The 22879-nt window shown below is 27.0% G+C and carries 20 protein-coding genes and 1 pseudogene; 8 read left to right on the top strand and 13 right to left on the bottom strand.

What is annotated here, in order from left to right:
• Nucleotides 1-276: 276 nt before the first annotated feature.
• Nucleotides 277-2205, top strand: coding sequence for an oligopeptide transporter, OPT family (locus JJC02_06775; GenBank protein ID UDN55872.1), 1929 nt, complete (start codon nucleotides 277-279; stop codon nucleotides 2203-2205).
• A complete protein-coding gene (locus tag JJC02_06780) occupies nucleotides 2192-2539 on the top strand; it encodes a PqqD family protein (GenBank protein ID UDN55873.1) in 348 nt (115 codons plus the stop codon). Before JJC02_06775 ends, JJC02_06780 begins: the two co-directional genes overlap by 14 nt.
• A gap of 238 nt (nucleotides 2540-2777) precedes the next feature.
• Here JJC02_06780 and JJC02_06785 read toward each other — a convergent pair whose 3' ends face one another.
• The 4 genes from JJC02_06785 to JJC02_06800 are packed head-to-tail and all read right to left on the bottom strand — an operon-like array spanning nucleotide 2778 to nucleotide 7959.
• Nucleotides 2778-4697, bottom strand: coding sequence for an ABC-F family ATP-binding cassette domain-containing protein (locus JJC02_06785; GenBank protein ID UDN55874.1), 1920 nt, complete (start codon nucleotides 4695-4697; stop codon nucleotides 2778-2780).
• 25 nt (nucleotides 4698-4722) lie between these two features.
• Nucleotides 4723-5529 carry a M15 family metallopeptidase gene (locus tag JJC02_06790; GenBank protein ID UDN55875.1) on the bottom strand — a complete coding sequence of 269 codons (807 nt, stop codon included), beginning with the start codon at nucleotides 5527-5529 and terminating at the stop codon, nucleotides 4723-4725.
• Between the two features lie 58 nt (nucleotides 5530-5587).
• Nucleotides 5588-7036, bottom strand: coding sequence for a transcriptional regulator DdlR (gene ddlR / locus JJC02_06795; GenBank protein ID UDN55876.1), 1449 nt, complete (start codon nucleotides 7034-7036; stop codon nucleotides 5588-5590).
• A 23-nt stretch (nucleotides 7037-7059) separates the two neighbouring features.
• Nucleotides 7060-7959, bottom strand: coding sequence for a D-alanine--D-alanine ligase (locus tag JJC02_06800; GenBank protein ID UDN55877.1), 900 nt, complete (start codon nucleotides 7957-7959; stop codon nucleotides 7060-7062).
• 257 nt (nucleotides 7960-8216) lie between these two features.
• On the opposite strand from JJC02_06800, the gene JJC02_06805 reads away from it, so the two are divergent.
• Both JJC02_06805 and JJC02_06810 read left to right on the top strand, forming a co-directional pair.
• Entirely contained in the window at nucleotides 8217-9473 is a 1257-nt protein-coding gene (locus JJC02_06805; protein UDN55878.1) for a competence/damage-inducible protein A, read from the top strand.
• Between the two features lie 71 nt (nucleotides 9474-9544).
• The gene (locus JJC02_06810) at nucleotides 9545-10324 is read left to right on the top strand and encodes an HAD family hydrolase (protein UDN55879.1); all 780 of its coding nucleotides are present in this window, start codon (nucleotides 9545-9547) and stop codon (nucleotides 10322-10324) included.
• A gap of 218 nt (nucleotides 10325-10542) precedes the next feature.
• Here the strand turns inward: JJC02_06810 and JJC02_06815 are convergent, their stop codons facing one another.
• The 4 genes from JJC02_06815 to JJC02_06830 all read right to left on the bottom strand — a co-directional run bounded on the left by JJC02_06815 (nucleotide 10543) and on the right by JJC02_06830 (nucleotide 14952).
• Nucleotides 10543-11127: a zinc dependent phospholipase C family protein gene (locus JJC02_06815; GenBank protein UDN55880.1), complete on the bottom strand. Its 585-nt coding sequence runs from the start codon at nucleotides 11125-11127 to the stop codon at nucleotides 10543-10545.
• A gap of 199 nt (nucleotides 11128-11326) precedes the next feature.
• Nucleotides 11327-12766 (bottom strand): sigma 54-interacting transcriptional regulator, encoded by a 1440-nt coding sequence (locus JJC02_06820; protein UDN55881.1) that lies wholly within the window; start codon nucleotides 12764-12766, stop codon nucleotides 11327-11329.
• Nucleotides 12767-13348: 582 nt separating this feature from the next.
• On the bottom strand, nucleotides 13349-14284 hold the full coding sequence (locus tag JJC02_06825; protein UDN55882.1) for a TIGR01212 family radical SAM protein: 936 nt from the start codon (nucleotides 14282-14284) through the stop codon (nucleotides 13349-13351).
• 119 nt (nucleotides 14285-14403) lie between these two features.
• Nucleotides 14404-14952 carry a DUF308 domain-containing protein gene (locus JJC02_06830; protein UDN55883.1) on the bottom strand — a complete coding sequence of 183 codons (549 nt, stop codon included), beginning with the start codon at nucleotides 14950-14952 and terminating at the stop codon, nucleotides 14404-14406.
• Nucleotides 14953-15103: 151 nt separating this feature from the next.
• Between JJC02_06830 and JJC02_06835 the strand changes: the two genes are divergently transcribed.
• Nucleotides 15104-15532, top strand: coding sequence for a DMT family transporter (locus JJC02_06835; protein ID UDN55884.1), 429 nt, complete (start codon nucleotides 15104-15106; stop codon nucleotides 15530-15532).
• Between the two features lie 73 nt (nucleotides 15533-15605).
• Nucleotides 15606-16274 carry a diphthine--ammonia ligase gene (locus JJC02_06840; protein UDN55885.1) on the top strand — a complete coding sequence of 223 codons (669 nt, stop codon included), beginning with the start codon at nucleotides 15606-15608 and terminating at the stop codon, nucleotides 16272-16274.
• 109 nt (nucleotides 16275-16383) lie between these two features.
• On the opposite strand, the gene JJC02_06845 is transcribed toward JJC02_06840, so the two are convergent.
• The 5 genes and pseudogenes from JJC02_06845 to JJC02_06865 all read right to left on the bottom strand — a co-directional run bounded on the left by JJC02_06845 (nucleotide 16384) and on the right by JJC02_06865 (nucleotide 19933).
• Nucleotides 16384-17739 (bottom strand): MATE family efflux transporter, encoded by a 1356-nt coding sequence (locus JJC02_06845; GenBank protein UDN55886.1) that lies wholly within the window; start codon nucleotides 17737-17739, stop codon nucleotides 16384-16386.
• A gap of 105 nt (nucleotides 17740-17844) precedes the next feature.
• Nucleotides 17845-18005: pseudogene (locus tag JJC02_06850) on the bottom strand (Arm DNA-binding domain-containing protein).
• A 69-nt stretch (nucleotides 18006-18074) separates the two neighbouring features.
• On the bottom strand, nucleotides 18075-18479 hold the full coding sequence (locus tag JJC02_06855; GenBank protein ID UDN56390.1) for a type II toxin-antitoxin system HicB family antitoxin: 405 nt from the start codon (nucleotides 18477-18479) through the stop codon (nucleotides 18075-18077).
• Nucleotides 18480-19152: 673 nt separating this feature from the next.
• Nucleotides 19153-19512, bottom strand: a complete 360-nt coding sequence (locus JJC02_06860) for a hypothetical protein (protein UDN55887.1) — start codon at nucleotides 19510-19512, stop codon at nucleotides 19153-19155.
• A gap of 253 nt (nucleotides 19513-19765) precedes the next feature.
• The gene (locus JJC02_06865; GenBank protein ID UDN55888.1) at nucleotides 19766-19933 is read right to left on the bottom strand and encodes a helix-turn-helix transcriptional regulator; all 168 of its coding nucleotides are present in this window, start codon (nucleotides 19931-19933) and stop codon (nucleotides 19766-19768) included.
• 1000 nt (nucleotides 19934-20933) lie between these two features.
• Between JJC02_06865 and JJC02_06870 the strand changes: the two genes are divergently transcribed.
• Together JJC02_06870 and JJC02_06875 are read left to right on the top strand one after the other, a co-directional pair.
• The gene (locus JJC02_06870) at nucleotides 20934-21743 is read left to right on the top strand and encodes a MerR family transcriptional regulator (protein ID UDN55889.1); all 810 of its coding nucleotides are present in this window, start codon (nucleotides 20934-20936) and stop codon (nucleotides 21741-21743) included.
• Nucleotides 21744-22302: 559 nt separating this feature from the next.
• On the top strand, nucleotides 22303-22866 hold the full coding sequence (locus JJC02_06875) for a hypothetical protein (protein ID UDN55890.1): 564 nt from the start codon (nucleotides 22303-22305) through the stop codon (nucleotides 22864-22866).
• Nucleotides 22867-22879 lie beyond the last annotated feature (13 nt).

Raw genomic sequence — 22879 nt, forward strand, 5'->3', positions numbered from 1 at the left:
ATGATTATTGTATTTTTTATACTTTTCTGTGTTCTAAAGTGCTTTTTTAATAAAATTAATTTTACATTAAAAATTTTTTTTATTTTATATCTTAATAATTTTTAGTACAATTGAAAAATAAAGAGAAAATTAGCATAAAAATTTCTAAAATTAGAAATTAATAATATAGGGTTAAATTTTAGTAGTTTTAGCTCGCTATTTGTAAAATAATAAAAAGTTAAGTTTTATATGTATATATGTTATAATATATACAAATTGAAAAGGGGTGAAAATTTTATGAACAAAAAATTACCTAAAGGTGCTTATGGTGAAGTTAGTGGAAAAGATTACGTTCCATACATCACAGATAAGTCCAGAACCGGTGGAAATGTAGCTGTGCTGATTATAGGTATTATTTTAGCTGCAATTTTTGCCGCATCTACAACTTACTCTGGAATGAAAGCCGGTCTTACAGTTGCCGCGGGTATTCCAGGAGCTATAATAGGTTCTGCCTTTGTTGGAGCATTTGCTCGTCAAAAGGGTATTCTTGGGAAGAACTTAATCCAAGGTATGTCAAGTGGTGGAGAATCTGTTGCAAGTGGATTTATTTTCGTATTACCAGCAGTTATATTGATAGGAAGCCAAATTACATTCTTAGAAGGCTTAGCTGTTGGAGTTGGTGGAGTTTTATTTGGTATAGGAATTGCTTCTATAGTTCACAACTATCTAATAGTTGAAGAACATGGTAAACTTATGTACCCAGAATCAATGGCTATATCTGAGACACTTGTTGCTTCAGAGGCTGGTGGAGATTCAATTAAGTACATGGGAATTGGATTTATAATAAGTGGATTTATTACTGTATTAACTGGTTCATTCTTAAATGTAGCAAACAATGTAATGAGTCTTGTAGGAAGCAAATTCTACAAATGGAAATTTGATATTGAAGTAAATCCTCTACTTTTAGGAATTGGATTTATAGTAGGGATTGAAGTTTCTTTAACAATGTTTGCAGGAAGTATTTTATCAAACTTTGGTATCGCTCCTTTAATAGGATATTTTACAGACATGGCTAAAGATGGAGCTATGGTATGGAATAACCCTGCAATGCCTCTTAACCAAATGGATGTTGGAGCTATATCTAGTAGTTATGTAAAATATATAGGTGCTGGTATGATGCTTTGTGGAGGTATCATTGGTGCAATAAAACTTATACCAACTATAATCGCTTCTATAAAAGAAACACTTAAGGCTAAATCAAGTACTGGAGAAGGAGAAGAAGGTTCATCTATACAAATGATACTTTTATTAGGTGGAGTAGTAGTTGGATTTTTAGCAGCGTTTTTAATTTCTGGTAATATTGCTATGGCAATTATTGGAGCTATCATATCTCTTTTATTATCTTTATTATTTGTCATAGTAGCTGGTCGTTTAACAGGAACAATAGGAACATCAAATCTTCCAGTTTCTGGTATGACTATAGCTTCTCTAGTTATTGTAACATTAGTATTTGTTATAATGGGTTGGACTGATTTAGAATCTAATAAATCATTGCTTTTATTTGGTTCATTTATAGTTGTTGCTATTGCTATAGCTGGAGGTTATACTCAATCTCAAAAAGTAACTTACATCATTGGTGGTAGCAAAAATGAAATGCAACGTTACTTTACAATTGCAAGTATAGTTGGTGTTATAGTTGTTGTAGGAGTAATTTTATTACTTTCTGACCAACTTAGAGCAACTGGTGATAATGTACAATTTGCATTACCACAAGCAAACTTGATGTCAACATTAACTTCTGGTATTATGTCAGGTAGTTTACCTTGGGTTATGATTATTGTTGGTGTATTTATGGCAATTGTTTTATATGCGTTAAAATTACCAATAATGACTATAGCTATAGGATTCTATTTACCAATTGCAACTACTTCTATAATATTAGTTGGAGCATTAATTCGTTTATTTGTTGAATTAGCATCTAAAACTGAAAAAGAAAAAGAAGTTAAAGTTTCTAATGGTGTAAGTTTATCTTCTGGTCTTGTTGCTGGTGGTTCTATCATTGGTTTAATAGGTATAATATTACAAGTAACTAAAGTTATAACTCCAAAAGTACCAAGTGGATTTGCTGCAACAAATTCAATGGCAATTGCTTTACTATTAGTTTTAGTTATACTTACAATATTACCTATTATTTTATCTAAAGTAAAAAATAATGAGCAAGAGTAATGATGTTTTAGATATTGTATTTAAAATCACTAATGGACTTGAGTATGAAGTGGATGAAAATAGTGTTGTTACTATACTTGAAAAACAGGACCACAAGATTCAAAGGTTTTTTAGAAAGTTAAAAGCTAGAATACCTAAATATAAAAAAATAGAACTAGATGAATATTCTAGTTTCGTGTTTTTACAAATCGATGGTCAAAAGACTGTTAGAAAAATAGGTGAGAACTTAGAAGCTAAATACGGAGAAGAATCTCATCCACTTTATGAAAGATTGTTAGTTTTTTTAAATCATATTGAAGTTAATTGTCACTATATTGAAAGGCTGGATATATAGATATAAGAAAAATTATTGTAAGATATCTCAGTACGTAAAAGTTAGAAGATAATTATAAAAGAGGCTGTCTCAAAATAGAGAAAAGCCTCTTTTTGTTAAAATGATTAACATATATTTGATTTAATACAAAAAAGAGTGTCTCATGAACTGAAAAAGTTCATTTTGAGACAATCTCTTTAAGATGTTTAGAATTTGTAGATTTAAAGTAAAAATTATTAAACTAAAGATTACGTTAATATTATTTATTATTAGCTATTTCATCAGCTAAGTTATTTAGATATTCCCATCTTTCATATTTATATTCAAGTTCTTTTTCTAGCTTCGATTTCTCATCCAAAATTTCTTGAAGTTTAGTAAAGTCGGTTGCAAATTTTGAAGTACTTTCCTCAAGTGTTGAAATTTTAGATTCAAGTTTTTCTATGTCGGAGTCAATATTCTCAAACTCTCTTTGTTCATTATATGAAAACTTAAGTTTTTTATCATTTTTAGGTTTTTCTTTTTTTGAGATAGTGGAGTCATATTTTTTAACTGATTCCTTTTTAGATTCTTCAAACTCAATTCCTTGAACCTCTCTATAAATAAGATAATCACTGTAATTACCTGTATAGATATGAATTTTTCCATTGCCTTCATATGCAAATATTTTATTACAAATTCTATCTAAGAAATATCTATCATGTGATACTGTAACTACCACACCTCTAAATTCGTCGAGATATTCTTCTAATATTTTAAGCGTTTCAATATCTAAATCATTTGTAGGCTCATCAAGAAGAAGTACATTAGGAGCCAGCATAAGGATTCTAAGAAGATGTAATCTTCTTCTTTCACCACCAGATAATTTTCCTATCAGAGTATACTGCATAGTACCATTAAAAAGAAATCTTTCACACATTTGAGAAGCTGTAATTCTAGTTCCATCTGATGTTTCTATATAGTCACTAGCTTCTTTTACATAGTCTATAGCTCTCATATTAATATCCATATGAGAGTCATCTTGGGAAAAACAACCTATTTTAACAGTTTCTCCAATTGAAATATATCCACTATCAGGTTCTATTTTTCCATCAATTATGTTTATAAGTGTTGATTTACCCATACCATTTTTACCTATTATACCAATTCTATCTGTACGAGCTAAGGTATATTCTAAATTATCTATAACAGTATTTCCTTCAAATGATTTGGATACATTGTGTATTTCTATTATTTTATTTCCAAGTCTACTTGATGCAACGGATATATCGAGATTTTCATTAGGTTTGAAAGCTTCTCTATTTATTAGTTCATCAAATCTTTGTAAACGAGCTTTTTGTTTTGTACTACGAGCTTGAGCTCCTCGTCTAACCCAAGCAAGTTCTGTTCTAATTAAGTTTTGTCGTTTATCTTCAATACTTGCTTCTAATGAAAGTCTTTCCATTTTCTTTTCTAAAAATATTGAATAATTACCATCATAACTAAATAATCTGCCTTTATCCAGTTCAATAATTCTATTTGTAACACGGTCTAAAAAATATCTATCATGAGTTATCATAAGCAATGAACCTTTTCTTGAATTAAGATATTCTTCAAGCCAATCTATAGTATCATTATCCAAGTGGTTTGTAGGTTCATCTAGTATTAAAAGCTCACAAGGTGTAATAAGAGCTGATGCTAAAGAAACTCTTTTTCTTTGTCCACCAGAAAGTTCTTCTATTTTTTGATTGAAGTCATTTATACCAAGCTTTGTAAGCACTGATTTAGCTTCACTTTCTAAATCCCAAAGGTTTAAGGCATCTATTCTTTCGTGTATTGATAATAATTTTTTATTTAATTCATCTGTAAAGTTTGAATTAAGTTTTTCTAGAATTTCTTGATATTCACCAAGTAGCTTTAATTCTTCTGAAGTCCCATTAAATACTTGTTCAAGTACAGTTGAATTTTCATTATAAGTTGGGTTTTGAGGTAGATATTCTATTCTAATACCATTAGTTTTTATTATATTACCAGTTTCGCTTTCCTCAACTCCTGCAATAATTTTAAGCAAAGTAGATTTACCAGTACCATTTACACCAATAAGTCCTATTTTTTCACCTTCATTTATTCCAAGAGATATATTTTCAAGTAATTTTTTTTCAGAATAACTTTTACTTATGTTTTCCAATGTCATTAAATTCATATAATTCACCTTTATTTCTAATCTATTATTTTTCAAAATGTTGATAATCTGGGTTTTTCCAATATCCACCCCAACTCCAACCTCTGCCTACAAAAGCATTATAACAATCATCACCTTTTTTTATCATTCCAAATTTTACAGTAGACCTATCAGCATAGACTGTACTTACTTTAGGGCTAACATTATCTCCAGAAACTTGAGGATTTTGTAATGGATTTATATCTATAGCACGTCCTTTACCATGATTTGAAACTACATTTGTACCAGCTATAGTTCTATAACAAAATGATGAGGTATTATTATCAGACATAGATTTTTCATCTACAGCATCATAATCATCTATTAGCTTGATTTTTTCAATTGGATATTTTTTTTCGTATAATTCTTTAAAAATATCCACGACTTCTGGAGCCAGTTCACTGTCTACTATCATTTCTCCTTGATGAGTTTTTTCATCAAATCCATAGTATGTAAGTTTCAAATAAGATAGACTATCAAAGCTTATAGGTTCATCAGAAGGCATAGATTTACCAATCATTTTATTTTTTATATTATCTGGTATTGAAGAATATGAAAAAGTTGGTTTAATATTGTTATCTTCCTGTTTTTTAATAGAGCTTTGATTATTTTTAGAATCATCTGTTGTATTATTTTTATTTTGCATAGTCTCTTGACTCTTTATATTATCTTTTTTGTTGGAATTAGAGAAAAGTATCTCATATATAGATAATAAGGCAAGAAATAATACAGTTATTACAATTGTTAATTTTAATTTATTAATTTTTTTTCGTCTTGACTTTTTACTCATATTATCCCCCAGTATTAGATTCATATAAACTATATATATTATACCTCATAAAAATAAACTAGGCTAACAATATTTAGTTAACCTAGAAGATTTCATTTATAGTTTCTCCAATTATTTTTATTCCATTTTCAATGTCTTCAAAAGATAACCTAGAAAATCCAAGTCTTAAAGTGTCAGAGCCAGAGTTATCTGTAAAAAATAAATCTCCAGGCATAAATATAACATTTTTTTCATAACATTTTTCTAATAGAGCTCTAGTATCTATATTTTTTAGTTTTATAAATATATGCAAACCACCATCACCCAAGATGTATTCTGTTTTTATATATTTTTTTACACATTCATATGCAAAGTTGAATTTGTCTCCATAGAACTTACGTATTTTTTTTACGTATTTTTCAAAACCACCATTACTCAAGTAATCAAATAGAATTCCCTGGTCCAAAAAGGATACATGTATGTTTCTACACCTTTTCACACTTTCCAATTTATCTATTACTTTTTTATCTGCAAATATCCATCCAATTCTCATTCCAGGAAATAAAATCTTTGAAAAACTACCGATATATACAACACCATTATTCATATTATCAAGAGAACAGATAGGAAATATATGAGAACTATTGTAGAGTAATTCTTCATTAAATCCATCTTCTATAATTGCTATGTTATGTTTTTTCATAAGATTATAGAATTTGTATCTATTTTCAGGAGTCATTACGATACCTGTGGGATTGTGATAAGAGGGTGTAATATATGCAAACTTTATTTTATTTTTGTACTTAATTAAACGGTCTTCTAACATATTGAAATCCAAACCATCTTCATGTATATCTACACCTAAAATATTGAGATTATGTGATTTCATGATTTTTATAGCAGTATTATGAGTAGGATTTTCACATATTATGTAATCTTTTTCTTGGGTAAAAGACGACATAATAATATCAAAGCCTTCTGTAAATCCATTTGTTATTAGTATATCTTTATTACTTATATCAACACCCTTGTTTGTCATATATTCTAATAAATAATCAATAAGGGGCTTATAACCTTGTGCGTATCCATAGTTAAGTAATTTATGACCTTCTAATGAGATTCTATTTAAAAAGGATTTTTTGAATTCTTCCATATCAAATAAATCTCCATCTGGAGAAATACTTTTAAAGGAAATTAAGTCAGAGCTCCAAGGGATTTCACTTTTTATAATATCTAATTCACTAGCTTTTTTAGAGTATGTATTCTCTAAATAATCCCAGTTTAATGACCATGTAGTACTTGAAGGCTTATTATTTGATTTGACAAATGTACCTTTTCCTGAAATAGAGTAGATTAACCCTTCTGATTTTAATTCTTCATAAGTCAAAACTACAGAATTTCGGCTAACTTGTAAAAGCTGACTAAGCTCCCTTGTAGAAGGGAGCTTACTATTGTCTGAAACTAGTCCTTTTGATATCATATCACTTATATAATTTTTAATTTGTATATAAATTGGTTCATTATCATTTAATTTTAGATTTGAAAATATCAAATTACCACCTCAAATTATTTCATCTAATTTAAAGAGTATTCTATAAGTTTATCTAATAGTTCACTGTACTTAATACCTCTAGCAGCAGCACTTCTAGGAATTAAACTAGTTTGAGTCATTCCCGGAAGAGTATTTAGTTCAAGAACATATGGAATACCTTCACTTATAATCATATCAACTCTTACATATGCTTTGCAATTAAAAATTTTCCAACAAGTCTCAGAAATTTCATTTACTCTTTTTTGAAGTTCTTCATCTAAATAAACAACTTCTTCTTTTGCTCCTTTTTCAACAGAGTATTTAGCTTCATAATCAAAGAAACCTGAATCAGATTTTATAGATACTGTAGGGAATACTTCTCCATTTAGTATGAATGAAGTATATTCTCCACCTGGTATATATTTTTCAATCATTACAAATTCATCAACTTCCAGACCTTTGCGAACTGCTTTTTCAACTTCATCTTTAGAATGAATAAAAAATGTGGCTACACTTGAACCTCCTGAGTTTGGTTTTATAAATACTGGATATCCTATATTATCTATTTCATCATAGTCTATTTCATCAACTGATTTTACTAAAATCCATGGGGCAGTAGGTAAATTTGAATCTCTAAGCATTTTTTTAGTTATATTTTTATCCATACACATTCCACTGCAAAGAGGTCCACATCCAGAATATGGTATATCCATAGTTTCAAGTATTGATTGTATACATCCATCTTCACCAAACTTTCCGTGTAAAGCAAGTATTGCAAAATCTACATCTTCTGGTATCTTTGTAAATATATCTTTTTTATCGTCTATTATTACTTTTACAACGTCATATTTATTTTTATCAAGATTGTTATATATCTCTTTTCCTGAATTTAAAGAAACTTCTCTTTCTGATGATATGCCACCCATTATAACTGCTATTTTCATATTATACACTCCTATTTTGATTTTTATTATTTTAAAGTAAATTTTTTATTTATATATTTAATTATATGAATTAACAGTTGACGATGAAAGTACCACTATATATGAAGTTTATATTATGTGTGGTTTTAAAATCATAATCTAGTTTAAAGATATATTTAAATGATTTTTTAACTTTATTTATGTTATTATTTTTGCTAAAATTATTGTTATGAACTTAAGACTAGTCTTAATGGCTATAAATCAAGGAGTGATAAATTTTGAAAGCAGAAGTAATAAGTGTAGGAACAGAAATACTATTAGGAGATATAGTGAATACAAATTCTCAATTTTTAGCTAAGGAACTTGCATCATTGGGTATAGAAGTATACCATCAGAGTACAGTTGGAGATAATAAGCAAAGGCTTTTAGAATGTTTTGGTGAGAGTCTAAAGAGAAGTGATTTAGTCATTACTACAGGTGGTCTTGGGCCAACTGGTGATGATATAACAAAAGAAACTGCTGCAGAATACTTTGGTCAGGAATTAGAATTACATAAACCATCATTAGAAGTTTTGGAATCTTTCTTCGTTAAAACAGGAAAAAAAATGGCTGAAAACAATATGAAACAAGTATACTTTCCCAAAGATGCTATAGTACTAAAAAACAATAATGGTACAGCTCCAGGAGCAATTTTAAAGAAGGATGATAAAAGTATAATAGTATTGCCTGGACCTCCAAGAGAAATGAAGGCTATGTTTAATGAGAGTGTCAAACCTTACTTACAGCAATTCACAAATGAAATGCTAGTCTCTAAAACTTTAAGATTATATGGAATCGGGGAGTCAAATCTAGAATTAGAAATTCTCGATATAATTAATGAACAAACCAATCCAACAGTTGCTTTGTATGCAAAAGAATTAGAAGTTACAATAAGAATAACTGCAAAGGCTGAAACTGAAGAAGAGGCTTTTAAGTTAATAAAACCAGTAGAAGAAAAAATAAAAAGTAGAGTTGGCAAATATATATATACTGAAGGAGACATTTCAGTATCTGAAGGAGAGACTGCATTAGAAGATGCTGTTTCAAAGCTTCTCGTAGAAAAAAATCTAACAATAGCAGTAGCTGAATCTTGTACTGGTGGTTTGGTTTCTTCATCTCTTATAAACTACCCTGGAATATCTTCTGTATTTCTTGAAGGTTGTGTAACATATTCTAATGATTCTAAAATGAAAAGGTTAAGGGTAAAAAGAGAAACTTTAGAAGAGTTTGGAGCAGTAAGTGAACAAACTGCAATAGAAATGGCTGAGGGCGTTGCTAAAGGGCTTAAAACCAATATAGGTATATCTACAACTGGAGTAGCTGGACCTGGAGGAGGGACTGAGGAAAAGCCTGTGGGATTGGTTTATACTGCAATATATATAAATGGAAAAACAATAGTAAAGAAAAATATATTTAATGGAGATAGAAGAAAGATAAGATTAAGAGCTACTAGAGATTTACTTAATGAATTGAGAATACAATTAGAAAAGCTTTAAGTTATTATGATATTAGTTATATTTAAAGCACTAGTGTAAATATAAAATTATTTTTGGAGGGCTTTTAATTTATGATAAAACATATATTTTGTGATTTAGATGGAACTCTATATGAAAATGGAACTATAACAAAAGAGGATATATCAGCAATTGAAGAAGTAGAAAAAAAGGGAGTGCAGTTTAATGTAGCTACAGGTAGAATCTTTAAACAAGCTCGTAATATTATCAAAGACAATTTAGATATGAATGGATATTATATATGTGAAAATGGTTCATTTATACATGATAAAGATTATAATGTGATTTTTAAAAGAACGATAGATGATAGTTTAGTGAAAAAAGTAATTGATAGATTTGAGTCAAGTGATGCACAATTGTATTTTAAATATAAGGGTGATGTAATTGTGGGCAGTGATACAACTGCTTTTAGACACTATTCTAGTGATTTTATAGTTGACCCTGATTTTGAGAAAAGAAGTAGTTTTGATAATCTTATAGGAAATATAGGGGTATGTTCTGAAAATTTAGAGGAGTTATCTAGGATAGAACTTTATCTGAAAAGTGAGTTTAGTGAAGTATTAGAGATATATTTTTCTGGAACATATACTTTAAATATAGTTCCTAAAAGTGTGTCAAAGAGGGGAAGTATAGAACATGTAATAAAAACTTTAAATGTAAGTCCAGATGAAGTTGCTACTATTGGGGATTCTCCAAATGATATTTGTATGTTAGAAGGGTTTAAATACAGTTTTGCCATGTCTAAAGCAAGGGAAGATGTAAAGCAAAGTGCAAATTATATAGTAGATAGTGTAAAAAATGCTATAGATGTTATAATGGAGATAAATAATTAAATATAAGATTTGTATGGTTAATTAAAATTTAATAGATTATATTTTCGTATAAATCTATTAATTAGTCAATTTTATAATATTTTCTTTATTTATTTTATAATATTTTCTTTATTTAATATAAAAAAATGACTGTCTTAGAGAATTATAAAATTATATTTTATAATTCTCTAAGACAGTCATTTTGATTATACTCAATTATAAGTTTGAAAATTCTTAAGTTAACCGCAATTTGCTATATGATATGATTTTATTGTATTAGATAAAATAGAGTCAAGTATATAATTTATGACACTATTGCAAGTGTAAGCTGAAAATTTTAAATCATTCATATAATCAGTTTTCTTTTTATAATCACTATAAAGTTTAGTAAAAAACTTTTCAAAGCTATTATTTATAGTACCACGTTTAATTTTAGATAAATCAACATCCTTTGCAAATGCTCCAAGTTCCCTTTCATAAGTAACATGTTTATTTAGGCTATGCTTAAATTCCCAGCGTTCACTGTGAGCTACACAGAAAAAATCACATAAAAAATGGCATATGACTCCTAGTTCCTGACTAAGTCTACTTACTGAAAAGTATTTAGAAAGACTATCTATATTAAGACTACATAGGTAGTTTATCTTAGAAACAATCATATTAAATGATTCATCCAAATAATGTTTTTTTAATTTATATTTAGAAAAAGCATCTGGCTTTATATTACCATATATAAAATTTTTTTCGCTTATAAAGAATGTTTTATTTTCATCTATATTATTAAGTATTGATTTTGCCATAATAAAATGGGTATTCATTAACATATTTACACCTCGTATAGTTTGTTAGACTTATTAAATATATTATTATGATATGATATTTATGATAAAAGTTTAATGGTAAATATATGAAATTAAGTCAATCATATTTATTTAAATAATTTCAACCATATTCATAATACCAGTAAATGTCCAAATTTACAATATGTAAATAGTGTTAAGTTTTTATTTATCAAATTTAAAATTAAGTATTAGTATACTTTCTAATTAACCTACTAGCCTTAGATTGTGAAATTTCAAGGTGTTTGGCTACTTTATAAGAACTGCCAAATTTTTCATAAGCATCCAAAATTATATTTTTTTTGTACTCCATAATTAAGGTATCAAAATTTTTATTTTTATAATCAATAGATTTTGAGTCAGATATAGTAACTTTATTAATTTGGGATATATGTACTTTATTTCCATCATTGATATGTATATTTTTTGTAAGGATGTTTGGTAAATCATCTATTGTTATATGATTATTTGTGCAAGTAAGTAAGATTTTTTGAATTATATTCTGCAATTCTCTTATATTACCTGGAAATTCATAATTTGCAATAACATCCACAGCTTCTTTGGAAATAGTTTTATTTAGGTTGAAGTCACTTGAGTATATATTAAAATAATATTTTATAATATCTACTAGATTATCCCTTCTTTCTCTAAGAGGAGGCAATTTTATTTCTATAACATTTAATCTATAATATAAATCTTCTCTAAATTTTTTTTCTTTTACCTTTGAAACTAAATCAGAATTTGTAGCAGATATAATCCTTATATCGACCTTTTTGTTTTTTAAGCTTCCAACTGGAGTAAAAGTTTTATCCTGTATTAATTGCAAAAATTTTGCTTGTAGATTTTGTGGTATATCTCCTATTTCGTCTAGAAAAAGAGTTCCTCCATCAGCTAATTCTACAAGCCCAGCTTTACCTTTGGTATTTGCACCTGTAAAAGCACCTGGAGTATATCCAAAAAGTTCAGATTCAAGGAGTTGTGGAGATATAGTTGCACAATTTATGGTTGTAAATGGACCATTGGCTCTATTACTGTTATGGTGTATATACCTAGCAAGTGAACTTTTTCCTGTTCCAGACTCTCCTAATAAAAGTACACTTACATCCGTTTTAGAAACATGATTTACTGTGTTTATGATTGGTCTCATTGCTATTCCGTCCATAATTACAGTATCTTCAATTCTAAGGGAAGTTCTGTATAGTGTTTCTACTTCGGATTTATATTTTTTTACTTGTTTTTTTGTATCTTCAAGTTTATTTTTTATATTATTAAGCTCAGTTATATCTCTACAATTTTCAACAATGAATTCTAAATTTCCATTTTCATCAAATACAGGAGTAGCAGTTATGATGAGTTTTTTTCCTGTTTGAGTATCTTGTTCTAGTGAAAATTTAGACTTTGTTTTTAATACGGATGGTATGGGACTTTTTGTTGAATATCCAGATTCCTCTAAGAAAGAAACATTTTTTCCTAAAATATCTTCTTTTTTTAGACCATAATTTTCTTCAAATGCTTTATTACAATATATTATTATTCCTTTATTATCAGATACACATATTTCGTCATGAGAGGCTTCTAATATCTTTTGATAAAACTCCAAATCTAATTTTAAATTCAAATCCATTTTTCTGTTTTCCTCCTAAATTTTTAATGATATGTTAACATAGGTTTAATTTATTAAATACAATTAAAGTTTAATATTTATATATAATACATAAGTTTTAGTCTATTTTAAACTTGAATAAGTTATATATAACTTATTTTACAATTAAAACAAGTCTAAATCAACTTGAAGTATGTATGAGATAAGTATGAAAAAATTGAAATTTATTAGTACTGTTGAAAATACTTTTTTTGTGTCGATATATATTGTATTAAAGTGGCGTAATTTTTGCTCAACAAAAACGATGTGTATTGACTTAAATAAAATTAGAGGGGAATTTAAAATAGGGGAAAAAATAAAGGGTATGTATTTGTCACAACAGCAGGAATACTAAGGGTTACACTTGGATTATTTGGAAAGTTTTTCTTTGGGGAAGCTATTTGGGGTGATGTTAATACCATCAGTAGTAGCATTTAATCTTTCTTATGATGGAATAAGAATGTTTTATAAATACTAAATAACTATAGAGAGAACTATATTTATATAATTCTTTCTATAGTTATTATTTTTTGAGATTATTTTATTTGTAATAAATATGCATTATTAAACAAACTTACAACCTTGATAAGAATTTCGAACCTTCAAAGTATCATCAATTTGATTTAAAATCTCCCATTTTTTTAGACTCCACAAAGGACCAACTAGTTCATCTCTTTTGCCATCACCAGTAAGTCTATGGATTATCATAGTTTCAGGAAGTATTTCTAATTGGTCACAGACGAGATTGATATATTCATCTTGTTTCATAAGAGTTAACATGCCATTTTGTAGCATCTTTTCCATAGGAGTGTCTTTTATGACATGTAATAAATGAATTTTTATGCCATCTACCCCCATTTTACCAACTGCTTTTGCAGTTTCCATCATCATATTATAATCTTCACCAGGAAGACCATTTATAATGTGTACAACAACCTTTATATTTTTAGCCTTTAATTTTTCAACAGCTTCAACAAATGTTTTATAATCATGTCCTCTATTTATAATTTTAGATGTAGAATCATGAATTGTTTGAAGTCCAAGTTCAACCCATAAGTTAGTTCTTTTATTTAGTTCAGATAAGTATTCTACAACATCATCTGGTAAACAGTCAGGTCTTGTTGATATTGAAAGACCTATGACATCATCAAGTTCTAATATAGTCTCATACTTTTCTTTTAAAACCTCAAGAGGAGCATACGTATTTGTATAAGCTTGAAAATAACCAATATATTTTGCATGAGGCCATTTTTTTAACATCATTTCTCTTATATTATAAAATTGACTAATAAGATTATCTTTAGGGTTACCAGCAAAGTCACCAGAACCTTCCTTGCTACAATAGGTACATCCGCCATAGCCAATACTTCCATCAATATTTGGGCAAGTAAATCCTGCGTTTATCGATACCTTAAAAACTTTTTCTCCAAAAGTATTTCTAAGATAATAATTCCAAGTATGATATCTTTTATTATCAAAAGCATATTTAAATTTATCCAAAGTAATCACCTATTTCTAATAAAATTGTACACTCAATTTGTACAAAAAACATATTACCATAAATATATGACTTAAACAAATTCTATTTTAAGTAATATAAAAATAATGCAAGAAAATAATTAATATTTTCTTGCATTATTTCCAGAGAAAAATAGAACCAATCCAAATAATATTATGAAAAAGGACATTATCGATACTATAAACCTAGATAGAAAAAGTGGAGATAATATAAGGCATATACCGAATAGAATCTTAATTATATTCCAAGTTGTAAATTTAGAATAAGGATTGTTCTTGCTATTTACAAGTGCTACTAGTTGATTAAATATTAAATAAAATCCTAAAAACAATGAAAATATACTTTGTATTTTTTGAGGAAATACAAAAAGTAATATACATGCAATTATTAGAATCCATTGGACATTAGTAGAGGGTTTAATTTCTTCTTTAGTAGCATATCTTTTTAGTTCGTTAATATTTTTCAGATTTAAATATGCAAAGAATAAAAGTGCAATACCAAAAGTCCAAGAAATTAATTTTATACCTAGTGCCTTAAATGTAAGACACAATAATCCTAATATAACGAGTAATACTCCCATTAACATAAATTTAGTAGAATTTTCTTTTTTATTGAAGTTATTAAAATCAATATTAAAATTTGTGTACATAAAATCACCTCCAAAATTAATAGAACAATTATAATAGAAATTTATAGCCAAATAAAGTCTAGTGTATAAAAATTAAACCATACTTAGTAATTAATTAACAGGTTGTATCATAAACTTCTATTAATAGAATTATATAGAAGGGGGTTTGTCCATGACAAAATTATGGGCAATAATATTTGCATTATTAGCAGGTGGTTCTACTGCTCTTGAAGCTTTTATAAATGGAGAGCTAGGAAAAAGTACAACGGCACTAGTAGCCACCTTTATAAGCTTAACTGTAGGAGCAATATTTTTTTTGGCAAGTATAATAGTTACAGGCGATTTAAAATATCTAATATCTATAAATGGTTTTAACTATAAACTATTATTAGGAGGAGTATTTGGAGGTCTAATAATATATTTTACAGTGAAGGCAATTCCCAATTTAGGAGTATCAAATACACTTATATTGACACTTGTATCTCAAGTTCTAGTTGGATTTTTTATTGATAGCGTGATTTTGGGACAAGAAACAATGCATTTATACAAATACATAGGGGTTATACTTTTAATATTAGGGACATTTTTTATAGTGAATTAACAATTTAAAGTAGTATATAATTTGCTAAGCAACTCAAAAATTTGGTATAATTATAATAATGAAACAAAGTTAGATGAAAGAGGTGTTAAGATTGGCTGATGAAAAATTTGTAATGTCATTTAGTGGTGGTAAGGATAGTATATTGGCATTAAATCGAATGTTGAAAAAAGGATATAAGCCTGTGGCACTCTTGACAACTGTAAGTGAAGAACATGGAAAATCATGGACACATAATTTAGAATATAATATGCTTAAACAAGTAAGTAGCAATATAGGATTACCTTTATTAGTTGCTGAGTGTGGAGTAGAAGGATACGAAGAGAGTTTTGAGAGAGCTTTAATAAAAGCTAAAAATATGGGAGCAACAATATGTGCGTATGGAGATATAGACATAGAAAGTCATAGAAAATGGGATTCTGATAGATGTGATGCAGTTGGTATGAAAGTAAATTTACCGTTATGGAAAGAGAGTAGAGAAAGCTTAGTATATGAATTTATAGACAGTGGGTTTTGTAGTATTGTAACAAAAGTAAATTTAAAGTATCTAGGAGAGGAATTCTTAGGAGAAAAATTGACTAGAGAACTCGTTAAAAAGATAAAAGATGCAGGTGCAGACCCATGTGGAGAACATGGAGAATATCATACGTTTGTAGTAGATGGTCCAATATTTGAAAAAACTGTAGAATATGAAGTAAAAGGAACTTTAATAAAAGATGGTTATGGATATTTAGAAATAAAATAATTACATAAATAAAATACCTATTATATAATCCTAGTTTTTGCAAAGGTTTAATATTTGCAAGATTGTATAATAGGTATTTTTTATTTTATATATTTTTAAATAGTATTGTTTAAGCAACCTTATTTAGATTAGAGTCTAATGTAGAAAAATTCTTTTTTAGGAAAACTATTGATAAAATAAGGCATATAAATTCGGAAACAATAGTAGTCATCCATATTCCTTTACCACCAAATATTAGTATCATTGAAACTAGACTTAAAACAACTATTACAAGCCCTCTACCAAGGGATATAACAGTAGAAATTGATGGTTTTTCTACTGAAACAAAGAATCCAGAAATTATTACATTAATTCCCACTAATAAGAAGGATATAGAGAATATTTTAAATACACGAATTCCTTCATTAAATAGTATTGTTTCTTCTGGGTGTATAAATAAAGAGACTATTGTTCCTGAAAAAGCCATACAAATTGCAAATACAGCAATTGATGCTATTACTGTGGATTTTATCCCCATTTTTAATAATTTTTTTACATTATCTATGTTTCCTGCACCATAATAAAAACTAGTAAGTGGTTGCATACCTTGAGTTATACCCATCATAGTCATAAGTACTAGTGTATTTATATAATTTATAACACTATAATAAATAAGAGCATTTTCTCCAATATATTTAGTAAGACTCAAATTAAAAAGTAAGACAACTATACCACAACTTAACTCAGTAGTTGAATCAGGAAAACCTATAAATACAATTTTTCTAAGTGTCTTAAAATCAACTCTAAATTTTGAAAAATTCAAAGTAGAGTTTTTTCTTAAAAAGTGTACTAAGAAAAAAATAGTAGAAAAGACTTGAGACAAACCTGTTGCAATACCAGCACCTTTTACACCCCATCCAAATTTAATTACAAATAGGTAATCAAGTATGATGTTTGTAATAGCAGATATTATTACACCAACAGTAGCTAATATTGGGAATCCATCAGTTTTTATTATAACCTCTAAAGAGTAAGATACTATAAAGAATCCGTTAAAAAATATTATTATTCCTAAATAATCTTTAACCATGCCAATTGTAGATTCTGTAGCTCCTAAAAATAGTGCTAATCTGTCTAAATTAAAAAAAGTTATAGCTAATATAATTATAGATAGTATAATTATTGATACTAAGTTAAATGAAAAGACTTCATTTGCAGACTTAATGTCTTTTTTACCTAGATAAATTGCAATTATAGTGGATGCACCAGTTGAAAATAACAGAGAAACTGCAAATATAAAATTAATAAAAGGCATTGATATATTGACAGCAGCCAAAGCTAATTCTCCAACTCCCTTACTTACAAATATTCCATCAACCATTGTGTATAGTGAGAAAACCCACATTGCAACTACAGATGGTGCTAGGTATTTAAAAAACCTTTTACCTAGACTCATGTTTTCGTTTATAGATATTTTTGTATCCATTTATTACCACTCCTTGTAAATCTATTATAAAATTACGAAACTATTAATTAATAATTTTATTTCTAATATAAATGATAAACTATGGTATAATACCAATGTCAATAACTTATTATTGTTTACAGTGGACTTTATTTCAATTAAATGTTTTTCAGCATCCTTTTTCTTTTCATATCTCCCATAATTTTTTTGTTTCTTTTGCCAATTGTTTCTTCTATATACTCCACATATACATAGAATTTTTCCGCTCTTTTTCTTATAAAGCTGATTTGATGTTCATATATGTACACTTCCTTTATAAGTTTTTATATAAAAGAGCAGTTATACTGCTCTAATATCTAATGAATATTAAGATGATTTTTTAAAGCTTCTTGAAGTATCTGAGAAAAATTAACCTTATGTTTCTCAGCTTCTCTATTAAGCCATTGAGGTATAGTAAGTGTCTTTTTAACAGAGTAATTTTCTATAGCTTTGCGGTGAATAGGCATATATATTTCTATTAAAGTAGGTATTTGATTTTTCTCTAAATTTAGTTTATCTATAGTAGTTGCAGGAGGGATTATGTCATTGTCTTCTTCTATCCCATACAGATGTAGCCCTAGAGCATCTTTTGCCATTTTTAAGGCTTCTTCTGTTGTATCTGCACATGTAAGGCAACCTGGCAAATCAGGAAATTCTACAGAGATACCATCTTCATCATAGCTTAGTATAGCAGGATATACATATATATCTTTTTTCACTATATCAACTCCTTATAATTATATTATAAAACGTACTTATACACGTGTAAACAAGAAGAATAAACTAAAATAGAAATTTAAATGTAATATATAGGTAAAATATGTAAGAATTATATGTTATAATAATTTTAGCAAGGATAATAATCGAAAGTGCGAAGGGTGATTATTTTCATATTAAACGCCAAATTCCAAATAAGGAAGGAGGTGAAATTATATGATAGGTTTTTTATTAAGCATACTAGCTGGTGTTATATCAGCTTATATTTATGACAAAATAAAAAATCACCCAAACGCCAATAAGGGTGATTTAAAAAAATAATATTTTCACTTAACAATTGAAAATAATCACTCTTTGTAGGAGTAAATTATTTCCTTGCTTTTATTATACCACAAATTGGTACAGATATTCAAAAATAATATTTTTATTGTATAGTAAAAATATAGAAGTATTGTGGTATTTCAGTTTCGAGTAAAATGTCTAAAATGTTATAGACAGTTTTATATTAACTATATAGTATTTTTATCTTTAATTGAGTTGAAAATAAAGGATGAAGAAGATTATGAACTCTTTGCAAAAATGATTAAAGAAATTTATGAAAAAAATATAAGAGATGAAGGTATACATATTTATTAAACATAAAAAATACATTGACTTTATGCCAATGTATTTTTTATGTTATGCATTATTTAATGCTATTATTTGTTTTAACTTAGCAAATCCAACAAAGCTTAAAACTAAAGATGGAACAACAAACATTAAATATAATGGGAATACTACACCAGCTACTGTATATAGTATAGCTCCAGTTAAAGCAAACCCTCTTTTGTTGCCAAAGTAGCCAAGCCAATTAAAAATAGTTGCTAATACTACTAGAATCATATGTGGCATTACTAATGCAGTAGCTATAGCTCCACCTATTGCTGTGGCAGCATCACCTTCTCCGCCAATACCAGCAAAGTAGGTAACAATATAAATAGAGTATAATGTACCTATAATTGCAGAAATTAATAGAAGTTTAGAACGTTTTGGTTTCATAATTTTATCCCCCTCTTTACCCATATCTATCTAAAATATTCTTTTAATATATTTATTTCTACAGTTATTTCTATTTTCCTTCTTATTTTTCATATAAAATAGCAAAAAAATATTGATTAGTTATATCAATGTTTTTTTGCTATTTATATTTACTTATTAGAGAATCAAGTATCTTTAATACTGCATCTCTATCTTCCTTATCTAATTTATATATGATGTCAACTAATTCTTTTACTTCCTCATCTTCTTCATCTTAAAATTTTTTGTTTCTACCTAATAAGTAGTCTGTAGATACATCAAAAAAATCAGCTATTTTATTTAGTATTACTTTATCAGGAAATCTATTATTAGTTTTATATTTTGATAATGCTGAATAACTGATATTTATTTTATTTGAAAGCTCTTCTCTGCTCAAATTCATATATATACATATCTACAGCTTTTAATTTTAATTCTTTACTATATTTATTATTTTTTTTACACATAGAAAAACCCCCTTATAATCTTCACCTTTAGCATCATTGTGCTTTTTTAAAAGTGTCTACTATAAAGGGATTATACTAAATTTGGGTGCTTTTTTTAGGAGTATGCTCATGATATTCCTCATTTCTTTTTATTATTATATCTTAATTATATTATACATTAATATATTTAAATTAAAAAACTTTGTTGAACTTTGATGTTTTTACTAAATAAGATAATTTTAACTAAAAAGCACTGAAACAATAAATGTTTAAGTGTTTAATAACGATATTTTGTATTAGGTTTTTATTAAATTTTTTATTTTATCTATATACATACCTTGTGCAATATACTTTCATCAATTGCAGAAAGGTTACATTATGTATATATTGGTATATAAATTCCCTATTTAGTATTTTAGAAAAAATCTATTTCACTTGTGACTTTTAATTTAAAATGTTTATATAATCATGATTTTACATGGTATTCCATCAAAAAATACTTTAAACTTTGATTAGATACACAATTATTTTATTCATAATTAATTTTTTATATAATTTAATCCTACATTAATAATTTTATATAATTAATTTCATTTATTAAAATTAAGTTTAGTTTTGTATTTTTTGCCAAAGATTATAATAAATACTCATTTATTAAATTAATAAACTATTAATCTATAAAGGAACATCTTAATATGAAAAGTATTATATAAAGATAGATATAATAGCTGTAAATATAAAACTATATAAAACTAAAGTATCTTTATAAAAAGTTGAAATTAGAAATATTATATTTAACATTATAATATAAAAATATTTTAATGATTAATTGTAGAATGTTTATTTTAGTATCCTTGTTTTAGAGGGTTTTTTAGTATATTCTAATACTATAGTTATAGAGAGGAACAATGTTGATTTTAAAATAAAAATAGGATTATGGAGGATTTTATTATATAAATGAAAGATTACTATAAAATAGGAGAAATATCTAAAATATATGGAATAGGTAGAGATTCATTAATGTATTATGAGGAAATAGGCATTCTAAGACCAGTTAGAGATATAAATGGATACAGAATGTATAATATATCAGACATATGGAAATTAAATTTAATAAAAGAGTTTAGAAGTTTGAACTTTCCAATGAAAAAAATAAAAGAATACTTAGATGACAGAAGTATAGAGTCTACTAAAAATATTCTAAATGAGGAACTTGATTTAATTGATAAAAAAATAGCTGAATTTATAAGCCATAAGGAAAATATTATAAAAAGATTAAGTTCGATTGAAAGTGTAATTCAAAATACAAAAATAGATGAGATAGAGGTTGTATATATAGAAAAAAGAAAAGCTTTAGAATTAAATGCTGATATAAAAAGGGATGAAGACTTTGATTTTTTAATTCAAAAACTTCAGAAAGAATATGAAGATAGATTTAATATACTTGGAAACAACAATATTGGTTCTGCATTTTCTACTGAAGCAATTAATAAAGGTATATTTAATGAGTTTAAATCTGTATTTTGCTTTCTGGAAAGTAATGAGAAAGTATACAATATAGTTTTTGATGAAGGATATTATGTAACTTTAAATTACACTGGAAGTAATTCTAATAATAAGGTATATATGGAGAAGGTATTTAAATTTATAGAAGAAAATAAATATAGAATAGTTGCTGACCCTATAGAAATATACAAGATAGATATACATGAGACTGGAATTGTAGAGGAGTTTGTAACTGAAATTCAAGTTCCTATAACTAAATAGCTAAATTTCAACAAATTAGATGATAAATAGTATAAAAAAACGTGAGTTTGCCACCGATTTGACGCCGTATTATAAAATCGGTGGTAAATTATATTCTAAGACCTTCTAAAATATTTACTGTTTAATTTTCCATATTTACTATTGCCATATCAATATCACTATGAGTTACAAAAGAAGCACATAAAAAGATTAAAGAACTAATAGAAATGATTTAAACTAATATTAGAACCTTTTGACTAAGAATTAGCTTTATTATTTATTATATGGTATAATGTATAGTATAGATGAGGAAGTGATTAGTATAGGAATATTAAAAAGTGCTGAATTAGTTAGAAAAATAGCACAAAGAATTGCTAGAGAAAAAGGAATAAGAGAGCAAGAGGCATGAAATGATGCTGTTACAGAGTATAAACAAAAACATAGATACTTAGTTTAAAGAATCATCTTAATAGATGGTATTTTTTTATATAATAAGTTCGTGTAATAAATCAAAAATACATGTATAAAATATTATGTAATTATAATAAGCTAAAAGTAATGTTTTTAAGGAGAAAAAGATATGCTCAATCAGTTTAATGAATCTCTTGGTAACTATGTAAATATAATTTCTGTAATTGCATCATTTGCAGCAATAGCAGCCTTGATTATATCGATTATAGCTTTTATGGAATCTAATAAAAAAGCTAAATTGATATTAAAATATAGAAGAAATAATAAGAATAATGTGGCCGGTGATTATTATGAAAATGGCAATGGATACATTAGAATTGATTTAAACATCATAGATAATAAATCTGATATTTATGCTAAAATTCATAGTAATAACTTAGTTGATTTTGTAATAGAAAATAAAAGTACGATTGTTGCCAAAAGCCCTATATTAAGTTTAAAATTTATTAATATGGAAGTGGATATTGGAGAGAATAATAACTTTGAACAAATAAATAGTGAGCTTAGATGGCACCCAAAAGATAATACTACAATTCATAGAGGAATAAATTTTAGAATAGAGCAATTTAATTTTAAAAATTGTATTGTGCTTAAAAAAGAAGCTTATATAGAGGTAGTATTATCAGCTGATAATATGGAAACAAAAGAATTTAGAATACCAATAATATATTAAAGGTCGCTAGAAA

Source organism: Clostridioides sp. ES-S-0054-01 (assembly GCA_021561035.1).
Classification (GTDB): Bacteria; Bacillota; Clostridia; order Peptostreptococcales; family Peptostreptococcaceae; genus Clostridioides.